This window comes from Viridibacterium curvum (assembly GCF_039544165.1).
GTDB classification, from domain to species: Bacteria; Pseudomonadota; Gammaproteobacteria; order Burkholderiales; family Rhodocyclaceae; genus Viridibacterium; species Viridibacterium curvum.
This window is the reverse complement of the sequence record NZ_BAABLD010000007.1, coordinates 214,181-232,098: the sequence shown is the minus strand read 5'-3', so window position 1 is coordinate 232,098 and position 17,918 is coordinate 214,181. Positions and strand designations below refer to the sequence as shown.

General features: G+C 65.5%; 16 protein-coding genes. 11 read left to right on the top strand and 5 right to left on the bottom strand.

Annotation, left to right across the window (positions count from 1 at the left end; translation table 11 throughout):
* Positions 1-78 precede the first annotated feature (78 nt).
* From ABEA02_RS07335 to mgtE, 10 genes are all read left to right on the top strand, one after another.
* A complete protein-coding gene (locus ABEA02_RS07335) occupies positions 79-570 on the top strand; it encodes a hypothetical protein (RefSeq protein ID WP_345532230.1) in 492 nt (163 codons plus the stop codon).
* Between the two features lie 89 nt (positions 571-659).
* Complete coding sequence (gene mtgA, locus ABEA02_RS07330) at positions 660-1,349, top strand: monofunctional biosynthetic peptidoglycan transglycosylase (RefSeq protein WP_345532229.1); 690 nt, start codon at positions 660-662, stop codon at positions 1,347-1,349.
* 127 nt (positions 1,350-1,476) lie between these two features.
* Entirely contained in the window at positions 1,477-2,274 is a 798-nt protein-coding gene (locus ABEA02_RS07325; RefSeq protein ID WP_345532228.1) for a BPSS1780 family membrane protein, read from the top strand.
* Complete coding sequence (locus ABEA02_RS07320) at positions 2,275-3,006, top strand: RDD family protein (RefSeq protein ID WP_345532227.1); 732 nt, start codon at positions 2,275-2,277, stop codon at positions 3,004-3,006.
* Entirely contained in the window at positions 3,003-3,980 is a 978-nt protein-coding gene (locus ABEA02_RS07315) for a stage II sporulation protein M (protein ID WP_345532226.1), read from the top strand. Before ABEA02_RS07320 ends, ABEA02_RS07315 begins: the two co-directional genes overlap by 4 nt.
* On the top strand, positions 3,970-5,532 hold the full coding sequence (locus ABEA02_RS07310; protein ID WP_345532225.1) for a DUF4129 domain-containing protein: 1,563 nt from the start codon (positions 3,970-3,972) through the stop codon (positions 5,530-5,532). Before ABEA02_RS07315 ends, ABEA02_RS07310 begins: the two co-directional genes overlap by 11 nt.
* Positions 5,529-7,013, top strand: coding sequence for a DUF4350 domain-containing protein (locus ABEA02_RS07305; protein WP_345532224.1), 1,485 nt, complete (start codon positions 5,529-5,531; stop codon positions 7,011-7,013). Before ABEA02_RS07310 ends, ABEA02_RS07305 begins: the two co-directional genes overlap by 4 nt.
* Positions 7,010-7,987 (top strand): AAA family ATPase, encoded by a 978-nt coding sequence (locus ABEA02_RS07300; protein WP_345532223.1) that lies wholly within the window; start codon positions 7,010-7,012, stop codon positions 7,985-7,987. Before ABEA02_RS07305 ends, ABEA02_RS07300 begins: the two co-directional genes overlap by 4 nt.
* On the top strand, positions 7,984-9,288 hold the full coding sequence (locus ABEA02_RS07295; RefSeq protein WP_345532222.1) for a DUF58 domain-containing protein: 1,305 nt from the start codon (positions 7,984-7,986) through the stop codon (positions 9,286-9,288). The genes ABEA02_RS07300 and ABEA02_RS07295 overlap by 4 nt, the downstream gene beginning before the upstream one ends.
* A 147-nt stretch (positions 9,289-9,435) precedes the next feature.
* Positions 9,436-10,899 (top strand): magnesium transporter, encoded by a 1,464-nt coding sequence (gene mgtE / locus ABEA02_RS07290; RefSeq protein ID WP_345532221.1) that lies wholly within the window; start codon positions 9,436-9,438, stop codon positions 10,897-10,899.
* A 96-nt stretch (positions 10,900-10,995) separates the two neighbouring features.
* Here the strand turns inward: mgtE and ggt are convergent, their stop codons facing one another.
* From ggt to ABEA02_RS07270, 4 genes are all read right to left on the bottom strand, one after another.
* Positions 10,996-12,783, bottom strand: a complete 1,788-nt coding sequence (ggt, locus tag ABEA02_RS07285; protein WP_345532220.1) for a gamma-glutamyltransferase — start codon at positions 12,781-12,783, stop codon at positions 10,996-10,998.
* A gap of 22 nt (positions 12,784-12,805) precedes the next feature.
* Positions 12,806-13,186 (bottom strand): DnaJ family domain-containing protein, encoded by a 381-nt coding sequence (locus ABEA02_RS07280; RefSeq protein WP_345532219.1) that lies wholly within the window; start codon positions 13,184-13,186, stop codon positions 12,806-12,808.
* Between the two features lie 10 nt (positions 13,187-13,196).
* Positions 13,197-14,075, bottom strand: coding sequence for an OmpA family protein (locus ABEA02_RS07275; protein ID WP_345532218.1), 879 nt, complete (start codon positions 14,073-14,075; stop codon positions 13,197-13,199).
* 120 nt (positions 14,076-14,195) lie between these two features.
* The gene (locus tag ABEA02_RS07270) at positions 14,196-15,356 is read right to left on the bottom strand and encodes an AAA family ATPase (RefSeq protein ID WP_345532217.1); all 1,161 of its coding nucleotides are present in this window, start codon (positions 15,354-15,356) and stop codon (positions 14,196-14,198) included.
* A gap of 149 nt (positions 15,357-15,505) precedes the next feature.
* On the opposite strand from ABEA02_RS07270, the gene ABEA02_RS07265 reads away from it, so the two are divergent.
* Entirely contained in the window at positions 15,506-17,284 is a 1,779-nt protein-coding gene (locus tag ABEA02_RS07265) for a heparinase II/III domain-containing protein (RefSeq protein ID WP_345532216.1), read from the top strand.
* An 87-nt stretch (positions 17,285-17,371) separates the two neighbouring features.
* Here ABEA02_RS07265 and ABEA02_RS07260 read toward each other — a convergent pair whose 3' ends face one another.
* Positions 17,372-17,887 carry a DUF4240 domain-containing protein gene (locus ABEA02_RS07260; RefSeq protein WP_345532215.1) on the bottom strand — a complete coding sequence of 172 codons (516 nt, stop codon included), beginning with the start codon at positions 17,885-17,887 and terminating at the stop codon, positions 17,372-17,374.
* Positions 17,888-17,918: the final 31 nt, after the last annotated feature.

The following is a 17,918-nucleotide window of genomic DNA, read 5'->3' as shown; positions in this document are numbered from 1 at the left end:
AGCCCGGCCGCACTCACGGCCGGGCGCCCCGTTTTGTTTATCATGCACGCCTCACCACCCAATCGCGGAGACGCCTGCATGCGCCCCTTGTCGCACACGATCCTGCCCCTGCTTTGCGCACTGGGCATCGCAGCCTGCAGCCAACAAGACGAGGCAACACCTCGCACCGAGGTCACAGTCGAAGCACCCGCGGCAACACCTGCGCCGGCCGTCAGCGCCCCTGCCGCAGCCGACCCCGAGCTTGCCAACACGGCGGAACAGGTCGTCCCGCAGTTCCACCTGGCCTACATGGATCAGGTCTACGCCAGCATCTACAACAGCGCAGCACCCGACATGCGCCTGTTCATGCCCCAGCACGAGTTCGTCGCCTACATGGAGGGCATCCGTCGCAAGATGGGCCAGGTCCAGGCTGCCAAGCGCAGTGACGCTACAGCCGTCGGTAATGTCGTCACGCTGCGCTACAACACCACCTACGAGAAAGGCCCGGCAGTCGAAGAGTTCACCGTCCGCGTCAGCGGCAAGGACGCCGCCCTGCTCGGCTACCGCATGGTGTCGCCCTCAACCTTCTGAACCCGCGCTGCGTGGCAGCGTGATGCAAGCGCTTGCCGCCCCCGCGTTGCTCTGCAATCCTGTCGCGCTTCGCTGGCCTCCTTCTGCCCATGCCCGTCTCCCGCTACATCAAGCGCGCCCTGCTTCTCCTCCTTCTGCTCGCCTTCGTCTGGCTGCTGTGGCTGTTCGGTCACATCCTGTTCTGGAAGTGGTTCAACCCCAGCGAAACGAGCTTCATGTCGATCCGCCTCGAAGAGTTGCGTGAGAAGAACCCCAAGGCGGAGCTCAAGCACCAGTGGGTGCCCTACGAACGCATCTCGGTACATCTCAAGCGTGCCGTCATCGCCGCCGAGGATGACAAGTTCGTCGATCACGAGGGCTTCGACTGGGAGGGCATCCAGAAAGCCATCGAGAAGAACCAGAAAAAGGGCAAGGCCGTCGCCGGCGGCTCCACGATCAGTCAGCAGCTCGCCAAGAACCTGCTGCTGTCGCCCTCGCGTAGCTACTGGCGCAAAGCCAACGAGGCGGTCATCACGATCATGATCGAGCTCAGCTGGGACAAGCGACGCATTCTCGAGGTCTATCTCAACTCGGTGGAATGGGGTAACGGCGTCTTCGGCGCCGAGGCCGCCGCCCGGCACTATTTCAACGTACCCGCCGCACAGCTCAGCGCAGCCCAGGCCGCGCGCATCGCCGTCATGCTGCCCAACCCGCGCAAGTTCGAGAAGAGCTACTCGGCACGGCTGACCGCACACGCCGCGCGCGTGCAGTCGCGCATGCAGTACTCGGAAGTGCCCTGAGCGCCGCTGACAGCGCCTCCCGTCGGCCTGCCCTCCGGGGTAAGCCCGGCATCGCGACTTTCCGTTAGCATGTCCGGGCAGTTTTCGCTGACCGAACGCAGACTGAATAAATCCAGGGAGAATCGCCATGAACCAGCAACCCAGCAATCCTTACGCACCACCCGTAGCGCATGTGGATGACGCCCATGCAGGCGGTGGCACACCCGGCGTCCTGATTCCCGGCGGACGCAGCGTACCGGCAGGCAACGCCACCAGCTGGCTCGGCGGCGGTTGGGAGATGTTCAAGCAGTCCCCGGGCGCCTGGATCGGCATCTTCCTGATTTTCACGGTCATCTACTTTGTCCTGTCGATGATCCCCCTGATCAATTTCTTCGTTCTGCTGATCTTCCCCCTGCTCGCGGGGGGCGTAATGATCGCCTGTGAGGGGCAGCGCCAGACTGGCAACCTGCAGGTTGGCGACCTCTTTGCGGGATTCCAGAAGAACGCTGGCCAACTGGTCCTGCTGGGTCTCATCACCCTCGGGTTCAGCATGGTGATGATGCTCATCGCCGTCGTCCTGGGCGGCTTCGGCTTGATCAGCGCCTTCATGGCCGGCCAGAATGCCGCCGCCGCCATGGCGGGTCTCGGCATCGGCGCCCTCGCCATGTTCGCCGTGGTTGTCCTGATCGGCTCTCTCCTGCTCTACGCCGCCTGCTGGTTTGCACCGGCCCTGATCGTGCACAACGGCCTGTCTGCCATCGACGCGATGAAGAACAGCTTCTCCGGCTGCATGCGCAACATTGGTGGTGGCTTCATCTACTTCATCCTGCTGTTCATCCTCGGCATCGTCGCCAGCATTCCGCTGCTGCTCGGCTGGCTGGTGCTGGGCCCGGTGCTGTGGGCTTCCGTTTTCACGGGCTACCGCGACATCTTCCTCGAGGACTGATTGGCCGTCCTCACCCGCAAGACCCCCGCTGCAGGCGCAGCACCGTCGGCACTCGACACGCTGCGCCCGGTCACGACGCCCGAACTCATCGAGCTGCAACTGCGCCCGGCAGGCCTCCTGCCGCGTGCGTTGGCTTTCCTGCTCGACTTCGGCCTGCGCACCGGCGTGCTCGTCTTCGCCAGCACAGCACTGACCTCACTGGAAGGCTTTGGCCAGGGCATCGCCCTGCTGCTCTGGTTCGTCCTCGAGTGGTTCTATCCCGTACTCTTCGAAGTACTCGGCAAAGGCGCCACTCCGGGCAAGCGCGCGCTGGGGCTCAAGGTGCTGCATGACGATGGGACACCTGTTGCCTGGGGCCCGTCACTGACGCGCAACCTTCTGCGGGCCGCGGACTTCCTGCCCTTCATGTACCTGTTCGGAGCCCTCAGCTGCCTGCTGCACAGCGAGTTCCGCCGCCTTGGCGACATCGTGGCCGGCACCGTCGTCGTGTATGCCGAAAAGAACACCGGCTTGCCGCGCATCCCCGAGGTCGAACCCATCGCGCCAGCCGCGCCACTCGATCGCGCCACACAGCGTGCCCTCATCGGCTTTGCCGAACGCGCGAACACACTCACCGAAGCACGCCGTGAAGAACTGGCCGAGCTGCTGCCCCACCTCGGCAATACCTACGGCACGCAGCCAGCGAATCGCCTCCTCGGCCTGGCCAACTACCTGATCGGGCGCCGCGCATGAAGCAGGAACAATTCGAGGCCCTGCACGCAGCCGACTGGCAGCTCTTCGAAGACTGGCTGGCCGACCGCCAGCTCAGCCGCAAGAACCGCAAAGAGCCACCATTCCCCCTGCACGAAGCCGCCCTGCGCTATCGCCGCATCTGCCAGCAACTCGCGCTGGCACGGGATCGCGACTACGCCCTGGCCACGCTGGACCGTCTGCACAACCTCGCCCGCCGCGGTCACGACGAGCTGTATGGCGCGCGTCGCAGCTTCGGTCGCCGCACCTGGGACTACGTCACCGCCGGTTTCGCCATCGACGTGCGCGCGCAATGGCGGTGGGTGCTGGCCTCGTTCCTGCTGCTGTTCGGACCGATGCTGATTGCATTCATCGTCGTGCAGATCTGGCCCGACGTCGCCTATCTCGTCATGAGTCCCCACGACGTAGCAGGCATGGAAGCCATGTACAGCGATGCGAACCAGCACCTCGGGCGCACGCGTGATGCCGGCACCGACTTCGGCATGTTCGGCCACTACATCTTCAACAACATCAGCATTGCCTTCCGTTGTTTTGCCGGAGGCATGACAGCCGGCATCCTCACGGTGTTCAGCCTGCTATTCAACGGTCTGTTCATCGGCATCGCACACAGTCGCGTCGTACTCGCCGGCTTCGGCGACAACTTCCACTCCTTCGTCGTCGGCCACGGCACCTTCGAGCTTGGCGCCATCGTGCTCGCCGGTGCGACCGGCATGCAGCTCGGTGCCGCCCTGCTGGCACCCGGCCTGCTGTCGCGCGCCGCCGCCTTGCGCACAACGGCTCGCCGGCTGATCGGTACCGTCTGCGGCATGGCAGTGATGCTGTTCATCGCGGCCCTGCTCGAAGCCTTCTGGTCTCCCCTGCGACTGCCTCTGCCCTGGAAGCTGGGCTTCGGCACCTGCATGCTGATCATCGTAATGACGTACTTCATTTTCGCTGGACGCCGCCGTGGATCTTGAGCGTCTGTCCATCACCCTGCGCCCACGCAACGGCTGGGAAGCCGCAGATCTCGGCATCCGCCTCGCCGTCCGCGAAGCGCGCAGCATCTATCCGGCATGGCTGCTGTTCATCACGGCGCTGTGCGTGCTGCTGTTCGGTGGCGCGTTCCTGCTCGACATCGAGATGTTCTGGGCCTTCCTGCTGCTGTGGTGGCTACGCCCCCTGTCTGACCGCGTAATCCTGCACCGTGTCAGCCATCTCATCTTTGGCGAAACCCCCAGCCTTCGCGACACCCTGCGTGCCCTGCCAGGCATGCTCTGGCGCAGCGCCCTGATCGGCGATCTGCTGTGGCGGCGCATCGACCTGCGCCGCAGCCTGCGCATGCCGGTCGCGGTGCTCGAAGGTCTGCGCGGCAAGCCCGCACGTCAACGTCGCGCACTGATTGCCCGCCGGGTCTCCGGCACCGGCATCTGGCTGACACTGGGGCTTTCATGGCTGGAGACCGTGATCTGCTTCGGTAGCCTGGCACTCCTTTTTCTGCTTCTGCCCGAGTCGCTCCGCAACGACCTCAATTTCCGTAGCCTGATGGTCGGCGAGTGGCGCTGGCTGGATATCGTCATCTCGGCGTTCTACATCGCGGCCCACGTCTTCATCGAACCGCTCTACGTCGCCGCCGGTTTCATGCTTTACATCAAGCGCCGCAACGACCTCGAAGCCTGGGACATCGAGTTACAGTTCCGCCGCCTGCAACAGGCGCATGAGGCACGTGCCTCAGGCCCCGTCAGCACTGGCATCAGCGCCGCCATTGGCGGCCTGCTGCTGTGCGCCGCACTCGCCTGCAGCGGCGGCCTGAATGAAGCGCATGCCGCACCCATCGTCACTGATGCCGCGCGCGAAGCGCGCATCGCTGAAGCCCCGGAGGCCGCAAGCCAGGTCATGGCCGACCCGGTGTTCGGCACCGAAGAAACGCGCCGCGAATGGAAGTGGAAGCCCTTCGAATTCAAGAACCCGGACATCAACTCGCCCAACTGGCTCAAGGAATGGGGCAAATCCTTTGCCCGCTTCGTCTCCGCCTTTGCCGAATTCCTCGCCACGGCTGGCCGCGGTCTCGGCTGGGCCGTACTGGCGATCATCATCGTGGCGTTGATCATCGTGCTGGCGCGCGAAATGCGCCGCCGCCAAGGCAAGGCGCGCAGCTTTACGCCACTGGCCGAACTGGCGGGCTTCGACATCCGCCCCGAGTCACTGCCCGATGACGTGGCTGCCGCAGCACGACAACTGATGCAGACCGGCAAGCCGCGCGAAGCGCTCAGTCTGCTGTTCCGCGGCGCCCTGTCCGCGCTGGCCTGGCGCGATCACGTACCGTTCGCACCCGGCGATACCGAGGGCGACTGTCTCGACCGCGTGCACCAGCACGCGCCAGCCTGCTTCTCGCCGCTGGCGCGCTTGCTGTCCAGCTGGCAGACCCTGGCCTGGGCGCATCGCGACCTCGACGCCGGCACACTGGAACAGCTCTGCCGCGAATGGCCGCAGCACTTCAGCCGTCACAAAGCGGCCAGGGGCGCGGCATGAAACAGCACCGTCTGGTCATCCTGCTCGTCACCCTGATCGTGGTTTGCGTCGCCGCCATCGTCCTGCCGCGACTCGAATGGGTAGAGACCAAGCATCGCGTCGGCATCAAACCGGAAGCGCGCGAGAACGACTTCCTCGCCGCACAGCGACTGATGGCAGCACAAGGCGACAAGACCGACACCGTGCGCGACGCCCTGACCCTGCGCGACCTGCCGGCCAACGCCACCCTGCTCGTCGGCAACGCCTGGGACGTGCAGGACGCCGAGCAACGCAAGCGCCTTGTCGCCTGGGTCCGTCGCGGCGGCCACCTCATGCTGGCCCTCACCGACGGCGCCAGTGGCGCCGACATCCTCGAAGAGCTGGGCATCGTGCCCGTTGGCTCGGTGCACGAAGATGTCACCCAACTGTTGCCCATCGATGTTGAAGGCCACACCGTCAAAGCCCAACTCGACTACGCCGTACTCTTCAAGCTGCGCCTGCCCGGTAACGCGCAAGAGGCATGGAATGCGCCCATCGAAATGGCCGTGAAACCCCCTTCGCCCGATGAAGAAAACGACGAAGAGACCAGCGAAGAAGAAGAGCAGAACAGCGACAGCGCAAGCGCGTCTTCAGCCAGCTCACCCCCCGTGCAGATGACGCCGATTCCGCAATCAGCGCCACACGCCTCCCCCTTGCTGACCGAGGACAACAGCCCGGCTGAGGGCGACGACACGTCCGGTCCGGCAGGCGCGTCAGAGCCCTCCGCGTCAACGATCAGCGAATGCGTCGCCCCCGATCTCTCCAATCGCAAGTTCGTCCTCCCTGCCAACGCAGGCCCTGACGCCGAAATCGAAACCCAGCCCGTGTTCGCACGCTGGCAACTCGGCAAAGGCTGGGTCACCGTGGGGAACCTGCATATCGGCGCCAACAACGGGCTGCTTATTGGCGAGCATGCAAAACTGTTCGTGCGTCTTGCGACGATCCCGGGCGAGCGTCGCAGCTTCCATGTGCTACTGGAAGCGCCTTACCCCAGTCTCGCCAGCTGGCTGTGGAAGAACGCCGCCTTCGCCATGCTGGCAATGTGCGTGCTGATCGCAGCCTTCCTGTGGCGTTACATGCCGCGCTTCGGTGCCCTTGTGCCAGAGCCGCTGCCAGCGCGGCCAGGTCTGCGCGAACACCTTGGTGCCATCGGCGACTTCCTGCTGCGCGAAAAGCAGTACGAAGCGCTCATCGCGCCGCTGCGCGAGGACGTGGTGAGCAGTCTGCAATCCCTGCGTGGTCGCCATCCCGAACTCGATGACCTTGCTGAACTCGGCGCCCGCGTCAGTGGCATGGACGTACGCGAAGTCCGCGCAGCCCTGACCCCGCTGCCCACCGATGCCCACGAGCTGCGCCTGCGCAGCCGCAGCCTCGCCCAGCTGCAACGCGCCTGTCGCGCGCTGCGTGCCACATCCACCTCGTCGTCTCCCGTCATTCCCCGTCCGGAAGGAACCTCGTCATGACCAACGCCCTGCCCAACACCCCCGCCGAGGCCTGCGCACTGGCGCGCCAGCTGCAGGACAGCGTGGCACGCGTCTTCGTCGGCCAGCACAACGTCGTCGAGTTCGCCCTGTGCGCCCTGCTTGCAGGCGGCCACGTGCTGCTCGAAGGCGTCCCCGGTCTCGGCAAGACCCTGCTCGTCAAGGCGCTCGCCCGCACCTTCAACGGCCAGTTCTCGCGCATCCAGTTCACGCCCGACCTGATGCCCGCCGACGTCACCGGCCACACGCTCTACGACACGCGCAGCGGCCAGTTCGTCATGCGCCGAGGCCCGGTGTTCACCAACCTGCTCCTGGCCGACGAAATCAACCGCGCACCTGCCAAGACACAAGCGGCCCTGCTCGAGGTCATGCAGGAAGGCCAGGTCTCCATCGAAGGCCAGACCCTGCCCCTGCCACCGCCCTTCCTTGTGTTGGCCACACAGAACCCCATCGAACAGGAAGGCACCTACTCGCTGCCCGAGGCCCAGCTCGACCGATTCCTCGTCAAGCTGCTCATCGACTACCCCGCGCTCGACGATGAACGCGCCCTGGTGCAAGCCTCCTGCGCCGGCCGCACGGGCGACAAGCTCGACGTGTCGACCATCGAAGCGATTGCCACACCCGAACAACTCGTGGCCATGCAAGGCATCGCCGCGGGGCTGGCCATCGACAACGCCGTGCTCGACTACGCCGTCCGCATCGCCCGCGCCACGCGCGACTGGCCCGGCATCGCCGTCGGCGCCGGCCCGCGTGGCGCCATCGCCCTGGTGCGTACGGCACGCGCACTCGCCCTGCTGGGCGGCCGCGATTTCGTCACGCCCACCGACATCAAACGCGTCGCCATTCCCTGCCTGCGTCACCGCATCAGCCTGATCCCTGAAGCCGAGATTGAAGGCCTCAGCATCGACGGCGTGCTCGACACCCTGCTCGCCCGCACCGAGGCCCCGCGCACATGATCCTGCCTGCGCGCGCGCAGCTCGTTGCCCTCAGCCTTTGGGCTGCGGGGGCGATTGCCATCGCTGTCGAGCCCGGCCTCACCACAGCCTGGTGGGGGCTGACTGCGGCGCTGCTGCTGTGGCTGGTGCTCGATGCCATCTGGGTGTGGGCCGATACCCTGCCCGAGGCCGACCGTCAGCTGCACAAGAGCCTCGCCCTGGGCGAATGGGCGCTGGTCGAGCTGCGCCTGCGCTGGGCACGTGCACGCCACCGTCGCGTCATCCTGCAGGACCATATGCCACCCGGCTTTGAATACCAGGGCCTGCCGGTGGCCATACGCTATCGCGACGGCGTGCTGGTCCAGACCTATCGCGTGCGCCCGCTGTCACGCGGCAATCATCTGTTCGATGGTCTCTCGCTGCGCCTGCGCTCACCGCTCGCCGCCTGGCACCGCCAGATCACCCTGCCACTGCAACGCGAGGTGCGCGTCTATCCCAACTTCGGCCCGCTGACCCGCCACGCGCTGCACGCCGTCGATGACCTGAATGCGCGCATGGGCCTGCAGGTGCGCCGTCGTCGCGGGCAGGGCATGGACTTCGCCCAGCTGCGCGAGTACCGCGAAGGCGATTCGTTGCGCCAGATCGACTGGAAGGCCAGCACACGCCTTGGCAAGATGATCTCGCGCGAGTACCAGGACGAACGCGACCAGCGCGTCATCCTGATGATCGACTGCGGGCGCCGCATGGGCGCACGCGACGACGCGCTATCGCACTTCGACCACGCCCTCGATGCCAGCCTCATGCTCGCCTGGGTCGCCCTGCGCCACGGCGACCGTGTCGGACTCATGACCCTCGGCGGGCCCGAACGCTTCATGCCCGTGCAGCATCACAGCGGCACGGTCAGCACCCTGCTCGACATGGTCTACGACCTGCAGCCGAGCATGCAGAGCAGCGACTTCGAGCGGGCCGCACAACAGCTTCTGGCGCGCGAGCGCAAGCGCGCACTGGTCATCCTGCTCACCAACCTGCGTGACGAAGACGACGCCAACCTGCTGGCCGCTACACGCCTGCTACGCAAGCGTCACCTCGTCATGGTCGCCAGCCTGCGCGAGTCCGCCCTCGACGACGTGCTCGACACCGCCGTCACCCACGTCGGCGAAGCCGCCCTGCTCGGCGCTGCCACCGATTATCGCCGCCACCGCAACGCAGCTTTTCGCCGCCTGCGTGCCGAGGGCGTGCTGAGCATCGACGTACCCCCCGAGAAGCTGGCCATCGAAACCATCAACCGCTACCTCGCGGTGAAGGCGGCACGGCAGCTGTAGGGCAGAACGCCGAAGGCGGTTCCGCCGCAACACAGCCCCCTCCGCAGCGACGGGAACAACCCCGCATTCCCTACACAAATCCGCGCCGGGCGTGCTGCCAAGCTGCGTTACACTCGCCCGGTTTCCGCAGCCCCCACCCGCCCGCCGATGTCCTCTCTCGAGCAACTCCACCACGACGACATGCAGCACACCCTGCGCGATGTGCAGGCTCTGCTCGCCCGTCAGAAGCTCGAAGAGGACCTGATCCACCGACAGGACCTGCACAGGCACGAAGACCGCCGCGAACTCGTCGAGAACCTCGCGCACAAACAGAACGTCGCGCGCATCACCGACAAGCTGACCGGCCTGCACCCGGCCGACATCGCCTTCATTCTCGAAGCGCTGCCGGTCGACGACCGTCTGTTCGTGTGGGACCTCGTGCGCAGCGCAGAGACCGACATCAACGACGGCGAGGTGCTGCTCGAAGTCTCCGACGCCGTCCGCGAATCGCTGATCGAAGCGATGGCGCCCGCCGAGCTGGTGGCGGCCGCAGAGAACCTCGACACCGACGAGCTCGCCGACCTTGCGCCCGACCTGCCCAAGCAGGTCATGGACGACATCTACCTGGGCCTCGACACCGAGGAGCGCGAGCGCCTGCGCGCCGCCATGTCCTACGAGGAAGACGCCGTCGGCGCGCTGATGGACTTCGAGATGGTGTCGGTGCGCGAAGACGTCACGCTGGAGGTTGTACTGCGCTACCTGCGCCTGTTCGACGAACTGCCCGACCACACCGACCAGCTCTTCGTTGTTGACCGCGAAGAACGCCTGCTCGGCGTGCTGCCCCTGCAGCGCCTGCTGGTCAACGATCCCGACAGTAACGTCGGCGAGCTCATGCTCACCGACACACTGACCCTGCACCCGGGCGACAAGGCCGATGACGCAGCCAAGGCCTTTGAACGTTACGACCTCGTCTCGGCGCCCGTCACCAGTCGCGACCGCAAGCTGATCGGCCGCATGACGGTTGCTGCGGTGGTCGACTTCATCCGCGACAAGTCTGAAGCCGAACTGCTCGGTCAGGCCGGCCTGAAGGAAGAGGAAGACATCTTCGCCCCGGTGTGGGACTCGGTGAAGAACCGCTGGTCCTGGCTGGCCGTCAATCTCGTCACGGCCTTCGTCGCCTCGCGCGTCATCGGCGCGTTTGAAGACAGCATCGAGAAGCTCGTCGCACTCGCCGCGCTGATGCCCATCGTCGCCGGCATCGGTGGCAACTCGGGCAATCAGACCATCACCATGATCGTGCGCGCGATTGCCACCGGCCAGATGCCACCCGACGTGCTGCGCCGCCTGCTGCACAAGGAAATGTCAGTGGCCCTGTTCAACGGCGTGTTCTGGGGCGGCCTGCTGGGCCTGCTCGCCTTTGCGCTCTACCGCAGCTGGTCGCTGGGACTGGTGATGACCCTGGCCATGACGCTCAACCTGCTGCTCGCCGCCTTCATGGGCGTGGTGATTCCGCTCACCATGCAACGCCTGGGGCGCGACCCGGCAGTCGGCTCGTCCGTGCTGATCACCGCCTGCACCGACTCGGGCGGTTTCTTCATCTTTCTCGGGCTGGCGACGCTGCTCCTGATCTGAGCCTCGATCGCGACAGCCTCGTAGGGTGCGCACTGCGCACCATTGCACGTGGCAAGCGGTGCGCGATGCGCACCCTGCTTTCTGCCCCCGAGCAATCTAATCGCCCATCGCCACGCCTTCGCGGCGCGGATCCGCCCCACCGAACCAGCCCTTGTCTGTCCGCTGTATCGCCTGCAAGCCACTCGTCTGCACGATGCTGCGCACCTCATGGCCGCGCGCCTGCAAAGCCGCGATCAACTCCGGCGACACCCGCCCCTGCTCCAGCTCGGTGGGCCCGTTGCGCGAGCCGAAGTTCGGCAGGGCCACAGCCTGCTGCGCATTGAGCCCCCAGTCCGTCATGCCGACGAGGGTCTTGGCGACGTAGTTGATGATGGCCGAGCCCCCTGGCGAACCCATGGTCATGGCGAGACGCCCGCTGTCACGCTCGAACACCAGCAGGGGTGACATTGACGAGCGCGGCCGCTTGCCGGCCTCCACGCGGTTCGCCACGGGCTTGCCGTTCTCGCTGGGTACGAACGAGAAGTCGGTGAGCTGGTTGTTGAGCAGGAAGCCTGCCGCCATGATCTGCGCACCGAAGGCATTCTCGATGGTCGTCGTCATCGACACGGCATGGCCCTGCGCATCCACCACCGAGATATGCGAAGTCGATGGCAGCTCGGGACTGCGGTCATCAGCCAAGGCGGCACGCGCAGCAAGCGGATCACCCGGCTCGGCGCGCCCCATGCTGCGTTCGCCAATGCGCGCGGCGCGTGCACGCAGGTAATCCGGCGCCAGCAAGGCCGCTGCGCTGCCACCGGGCAGCGGCACAAAGTCCGGGTCAGCCACGTAGCGCCCACGGTCGGCATAGGCGAGTCGCCCGGCCTCGCTGACGAGATGCACGGCCTCGGCTGAAGGCTCCAGCCCGAACTCGCGCGGCACGGGTGGATACGCAGCCAGATCGCGCTGCGCGAGCATACCCAGCATCTGCGCAATGGCAAGCGGGCCGGAAGATGGCGGCGGCATGCCACACACGCGCCAGCGCTTGTAGTCGAAGCACAGCGGCTCGCGCACTTTCGCCTGATAGCTCGCCATGTCGGCAAGGTTCAGGCCGCCCGCATTGGTGTGCCCGCGCACCCGCGCCACCACGGCCTCGGCAATCGGCCCCGTGTGCAGCGCCGCACTGCCACCCGCTGCAATCGCGCGCAGGCTGGCGGCATAGGCCGGGTTGCGCAGTCGCGTTCCCGCCGCGAGCGGCTTGCCCTCCGCATCGAAGAACAGCGCACGCGCCTGCGGATCTTCCAGCAAGCGTCGCGCATCGGGTGTCTGCAACAGGCTGGCCAGACGCGGGCTGACGAGGAAGCCCTCTTCCGCGAGGCGAATCGCCGGCGCGAACAGGCTGGCCCAGGGCAAGCGCCCGTGCTGGCGATGCGCCAGCTCCAGCATGCGCACCGCACCTGGTGTGCCGACCGAGCGACCGCCGACCACGCCCTCCATGAAAGGCATGGGCTTGCCGTCCTTCATGAACAGTTCCGGCGTCGCCGCCGCCGGCGCCGTTTCGCGCCCATCGAAGGCCTGCACGCGCTGGCCGTCGTAATGCATCAAAAATGCCCCGCCGCCTATGCCGGATGACTGCGGCTCCACCAGCCCCAGCACCATCTGCACCGCGATCGCTGCGTCCAGCGCCGAGCCGCCCGCCTTGAGCACCTGGTAGCCCGCATCGGTCGCCAGCGGATTAGCCGCCGCCACCATGAAACGGGAGGACTGCCACCCCGGCTTGACGACGAAACCACTGGCTGCCTCGGGTGCCTGCAGGCTTTCGGCAGGGGGGCGGTACTGGAAGCGGGTGCTGGTCGAACAGGCGACCAGCAGGAGGACAACGGTGAAACCTGCGAAACGATGGAACATCGCGAACTCCTTTAGCTGTCCTTCAAATCCGTCCACTCACGCGCATGCCTTCCAGGCGCAGCGCAATCGCCTGCTCCAGTTCAGACAACTTCTGCTGCAATACCTGACGCGCCTGCACATCCGTCTCGGCCTCGACCTGCGCACGCAAGGCAGCGCGCTTGTGGAACATCTCCACTTCAGGCGGCGGCATGCCCGCATTCTTGAGAATCCTGAACGGCAGGCGGAACTCCAGCGGCGTCTCGGCATAGCCCTCGGGCTCGACGAAGGGCTTGCCGAAACTCTCGGCCGTCTGCAGTTCGCCCGAGCGCAAGGACTGCGCCAGGTGTTCTGCGATCAGCTCGTCCTGCGTGCGCAACGCTGCGTCACGCTTGCGCCGAAACTCGGAGTCGGTGGCGTGCGACATGCCGGAGGACTCAGGGCAGTTTGACGAGCTCGACGCGACGGTTCTTGGCGCGGCCCTCTTCCGTCCGGTTGTCCGCCACCGGCCGCTCCTGCCCATAGCCCGCGCTCTTCAGGCGTGAGGCTTCGATGCCCGATTTCACGAGGGCCTCCATTACGGCACGTGCGCGATTTTCGGACAGCGTCTTGTTCGCGGCGGCGGCACCGGCATTGTCGGTGTGGCCCTCTACCGACAGGCGCAGGCGCGGCTGGCTGCGCAGCAATTCGGTGATCTCCTTGATGGTGGGCTGCGCATCGGGCTTGATGTCCCACTTGGCGGTGTCGAAGTTGATGTAGAGCGTGATGAACCCGTCCTTGTCGAGCGCTTCGAGCATCTTGCGCGCCGACACCACCTGTGCGCCGCTGTCGACCTGCACCGTGATCAGCTTGTAGCTGACCCAGTTGCCGCCCACCACCGCCTGCTCGCTGAACAGCCGCACCCAGACCTCCTTGCCATCGACATTGACGCGCGCCGTGAGCCGGTCGCCCAGCGTGGTCTTCGCCGGGTCTTCGAGCAGCACGCCGCCGATCTTCGTGATTGCATTGGCATAGTTGGCCGCAACGTACTTGGGTGTCGCGCCCTGCGCAGGCGCCGGTACGCGGTACACCACTTCGGAACGCAGCCCCATCACCTGCTGCTGCCCGCCCGGCCAGCGCAGCTGCTCGGTGTCGTTGCCGCGCTTGCACGAGGCGATGACGTAATTGGGAATGCGCGTCGGAAACATCGCCGGGTCACTGCAGTCCTTGGCGTCACTTTGAGCGTGGGCAAGCGTCATCGTAATGAGGCCGGTCAGCGCCACCAGCATGCGCACGAGGAGAGAGCGGGAGAGGCATGAAGCGTTACGGAAAGGCATTAAGCGAACTCCTGTCAGAACAAAGTATTCAGGGGCAGATCCGGCTGTGAGCGAGTGTGGCAAAAGAGTAATCCGACAGGCAGCTTTCGCGAAGTGCCGCAGATGTAAAGATGAGCCGCCTCACCACGGCGGCCACGCCCAGGCGGGCTTGTCGAGATTGCCCTGCCCGGCGATGCGCGTCTGGCCGAATTCCTTTTCGAGTTGCAGGGTGTTGCAGTCGCCGTCGTGCTCCAGCGCTGCAACGAGTCGGGCGGCGTGCGACACGACTACGGTCTGCGTGTGACGAGCGGCCTGCACGATGAGTCGCCCCAGCGCGGGCAGCAGGTCAGGATGCAGGCTGGTCTCAGGTTCGTTGAGCACCAGCAGGCCGGGCGGGCGCGGGCTCAGCAGTGCGGCGACAAGCAGCAGATAGCGCAGCGTGCCATCCGACAACTCGGCCGCGCGCAGCGGGCGCAGCAGACCGTGCTGGTGCATGGCGATCTCGAAGCGACCGTCACTGACCAGAATCTCGACACGCGAGCCGGGGAAGGCATCGTTGATCGCGGCATCAAGGCCGCGCGTGTCGCCGATCTCGCGGATAGTCTGCAGGGCCGCTGCGAGATCGGCGCCGTCGTGGCCCAGCACCGGCGTATGCGTGCCGATCTGCGGCCGGCGCGCGGGGGCATCGGCGTCAGAGCGGAAGTGGTCGTAGAAGCGCCAGGAGCGAATCTGCTCGCGCAGCGTCAGCACCTCGGGCGCCGCCTGCGGGTCGGCACAGCGCGCCAGCATGCTGTCGAAGGTCGGCACGCCTTGCGAAATGACGCGCCAGTCGCGCCCTTCGCGGGCGGAAACGATGGCGCCACGTCGCTCGAACAGAGCGGCGGCTGGGCGGTAGCGCGAACCTGTCCAGATGGCTTCGCGCTTGATGTGAGGGTCGAGCGAGAAGGCTGTGTTGCCATCGGAGGGCAACCCCAGCTCAACGGTATAGCTGAAATCTTCGCCGGCGAACCCCAGTTGGAGCGCCACCGGACCATTCCGCGAAGTGGGCTCGACCTCGTGCTCGCCCCGCAACACCGCGCGCGAAAAATTCTCCGGCCCCGCCCACAGCGTGGAGGGCAAACCACCCTCCCGCGCCAGCGATGCAATCAGTCCGCCCTGCCCGGCTTCGGCGAGCAAGCGCAGGGCACGGTAGACGCTGGATTTGCCACTGCCATTGGCGCCCACAATGAGGTTGAGCCCTTGCAGGGGCAGCACCAGATCGCGCAGCGAGCGGTAACCCGAAATGGCCAGTGTGTGCAGCATGGTCACAGGACTCAGCATGTAGAGCTGGCAGTATGCCGCAGGGCTGCGCCGCCATGATGACGCCTGCCCGTTCCGCGCCTGGCGGCTGTCCTGCAGAAGGGCCGTCCGCCTGCCGTAGACTCCTCTGCGCCCCCACCCAAGGACTCTCCATGCATCGTCGCGATTTCCTGAGCCTGCTCCCACTGCTCGCCGCCTGCGCCAGTGCCCCCACGGTCAAGACGACTGGCGGGGCGAAGCGTCGCGTGCCGCGCCTGCTGGCGACCGACGCCGACTTTCAGGCGCTGGCCACCCGCCGCAAGCTGGACGCCGACCTCGACCGTTTTGTGATGCTGCTGCTCGAACGCGCCAACAGCGACCTGCGCCTGTCGCTGCTGGAGCGCAAGCTGCAGGGCAAGCGCCTGCTGGATGTGTCACGCGAATTCATTCGCCGCAGCCTGCTATGGGCCTTTGCCTGGCGCGTGACGGGCAACGAGGTGTGGCTGGACCGCGCGCGCCGCGAGATGCTCAACGTGGCCAGCTTCAGCGACTGGAACCCGAGCCATTATCTCGACGTCGCAGAGATGACGGCCGGCCTCGCAATCAGCTATGACTGGCTCTACAGCGCACTCAGCGAAGAAGATCGCCGCACCGTTCGCCGCGCCATTGTCGACAAGGGCATCGCCCAGGCGCGTCACGGTCACAAGACATTCGACATGACGAACAACTGGGGGCAGGTGTGCATTGGCGGCATGGTGCTGGGCGCCCTGGCTGTCGAAGACGACGAGCCGGAGCTTGCCGCCGACCTGCTCGCCGCGGCACGCACGAAGGCCTTCCTCGCACTGGACGCTTACAGGCCTGATGGCGTCTATCCCGAAGGCCCCGGCTACTGGACCTATGGCACGAGCTACGAGGTGCTGCTGATCGCCGCCCTGCGTGGGCTGCGCAACACAGACTGGGGCCTGCTGCAGGCACCCGGACTGCTACGCAGCGCCGAGTTCTACGCGCATGCCGTCGGCCCCACGGGCAAGCATTTCAATTTCTCCGATAGCGGTGAAGGCCAGGAGCTGGCAACGCCCTTCTTCTACCTCGCCCGAGAGTTGAAGCAGCCGGGTCTGCTCGCGCCCAAACGCACGATGATTCGCAACAAGCAGGGACTCAGCGAGCGCTTTGCGCCCCTCGCAGCCCTGTGGTGGCCCACGGCGGGCAACGACGCCCCGCCCCCTCTTCACTTTGCTGGCCAGGGCCATCAACCGGTCGCCATCTGGCGCTCGTCGTGGACGGACCCGAATGCGCTTTACTTCGCGATCAAGGCCGGTGGGGCCGCACACAACCATGCGCACATGGACGCCGGCAGCTTTGTGCTCGACTTCGATGGGGTGCGCTGGGCACGGGACCTGGGCATGCAGGATTACAACAGCCTCGAAAGCCGTGGCGTAGATCTGTGGAACATGAAACAGGATTCGCCGCGCTGGAAAGTGTTTCGCCTCGGCAACGCGGCACACAGCACGCTGATGGTGGACCTTCAACTGCACAACGCCACCGGCATGGCCACGCTGGCCATGCCCGGCGAGAACGAAGCCCTCATCGACCTCACCCCAGTATTCCTGCCCGGTCAACTCAAACGCGCGACACGCCAGGCGCGCTTCGAATCGAATGCCGTCTCACTGCAGGACGAAATCGCCGGCGCCAAACCCGGCAGCAGCGTGCGCTGGGCGATGACCACCGAAGCCGCGATACGCATCGAGGGACAGACCGCCGTGCTGAGCATCGCCAACAAGAGCTTGCGCGTGCGCTTCACCGGCAGTGCCGCGCAGCTGAGCGTGCAGGACATTTCACGCCCGGCCAATCCGCTTGATGTGGCAAATCCGAATGTGCGTCAGCTGGTGGTCAGCGGGACGGCCGACGCGGCAGGGAACTGGCAGTTGGGGACGCGGTTTTCGCGGGAGTGATGTAAGGCGGAGGTCCGTCGTGTGTAGCCCGCAAGTCGGGTAGCGGCTATACCTCAACGAGCTATCGCGACAGCCAACGCGCAACGACTAGCCGAAGCGCTTGGCGAGCTTCGGGTAGAGATGATCCAGATCCTCTTCTACCCATTCCTCACCGTCTGGCCCATTCATCTGAGCAGCGGCCGGAATTGTTGGGAATACGGAGTACGGAAGCCCCGTCCTCCTGCACCAAACGTCTATACCAACCGACTGCCAGCCCTCCACCTGACAGTACAGGTCTTCGTCCCCTTCTTTGATAAACGCGCCCAATTTATCAGGGTCGGCGAGCGCTGTACTGAAGGCCTTCTCTCCCCGGGAAATCAGCCATCCACGAAAGTAATCGAATCCGTCATCCGAGCAACCCCCACCAATCACATATGCAGCCCCCCAAAGCGGCCACGTATATGACGAGCGGAAAAGTGAGTCAAAAATGTGCTGAAACTCGACGACGTCCTCTGTCGACAAATCATCAAGAAGAGCCTTCATCTCCTCGACCTGCTGCTCTGGATCGCCGTCCGAGGCACGACGTGATTTATCAATTAGTTTCCAGAACGACATGACGTCCATCAAACACCTCCAGCAAACAGTTAAGACAGCT

Bases quoted from the DNA above. Each gene is read 5' to 3' on its own strand.
- ggt (WP_345532220.1), bottom strand. From the start codon at position 12,783: ATGTTCCATCGTTTCGCAGGTTTCACCGTTGTCCTCCTGCTGGTCGCC.
- ABEA02_RS07280 (WP_345532219.1), bottom strand. From the start codon at position 13,186: ATGTCGCACGCCACCGACTCCGAGTTTCGGCGCAAGCGTGACGCAGCG.
- ABEA02_RS07260 (WP_345532215.1), bottom strand. From the start codon at position 17,887: ATGGACGTCATGTCGTTCTGGAAACTAATTGATAAATCACGTCGTGCC.
- ABEA02_RS07305 (WP_345532224.1), top strand. From the start codon at position 5,529: ATGAAACAGCACCGTCTGGTCATCCTGCTCGTCACCCTGATCGTGGTT.
- ABEA02_RS07275 (WP_345532218.1), bottom strand. From the start codon at position 14,075: ATGCCTTTCCGTAACGCTTCATGCCTCTCCCGCTCTCTCCTCGTGCGC.
- ABEA02_RS07315 (WP_345532226.1), top strand. From the start codon at position 3,003: ATGAAGCAGGAACAATTCGAGGCCCTGCACGCAGCCGACTGGCAGCTC.
- ABEA02_RS07270 (WP_345532217.1), bottom strand. From the start codon at position 15,356: ATGCTGCACACACTGGCCATTTCGGGTTACCGCTCGCTGCGCGATCTG.
- ABEA02_RS07295 (WP_345532222.1), top strand. From the start codon at position 7,984: ATGATCCTGCCTGCGCGCGCGCAGCTCGTTGCCCTCAGCCTTTGGGCT.
- mtgA (WP_345532229.1), top strand. From the start codon at position 660: ATGCCCGTCTCCCGCTACATCAAGCGCGCCCTGCTTCTCCTCCTTCTG.
- ABEA02_RS07265 (WP_345532216.1), top strand. From the start codon at position 15,506: ATGCATCGTCGCGATTTCCTGAGCCTGCTCCCACTGCTCGCCGCCTGC.
- mgtE (WP_345532221.1), top strand. From the start codon at position 9,436: ATGTCCTCTCTCGAGCAACTCCACCACGACGACATGCAGCACACCCTG.
- ABEA02_RS07335 (WP_345532230.1), top strand. From the start codon at position 79: ATGCGCCCCTTGTCGCACACGATCCTGCCCCTGCTTTGCGCACTGGGC.
- ABEA02_RS07325 (WP_345532228.1), top strand. From the start codon at position 1,477: ATGAACCAGCAACCCAGCAATCCTTACGCACCACCCGTAGCGCATGTG.
- ABEA02_RS07300 (WP_345532223.1), top strand. From the start codon at position 7,010: ATGACCAACGCCCTGCCCAACACCCCCGCCGAGGCCTGCGCACTGGCG.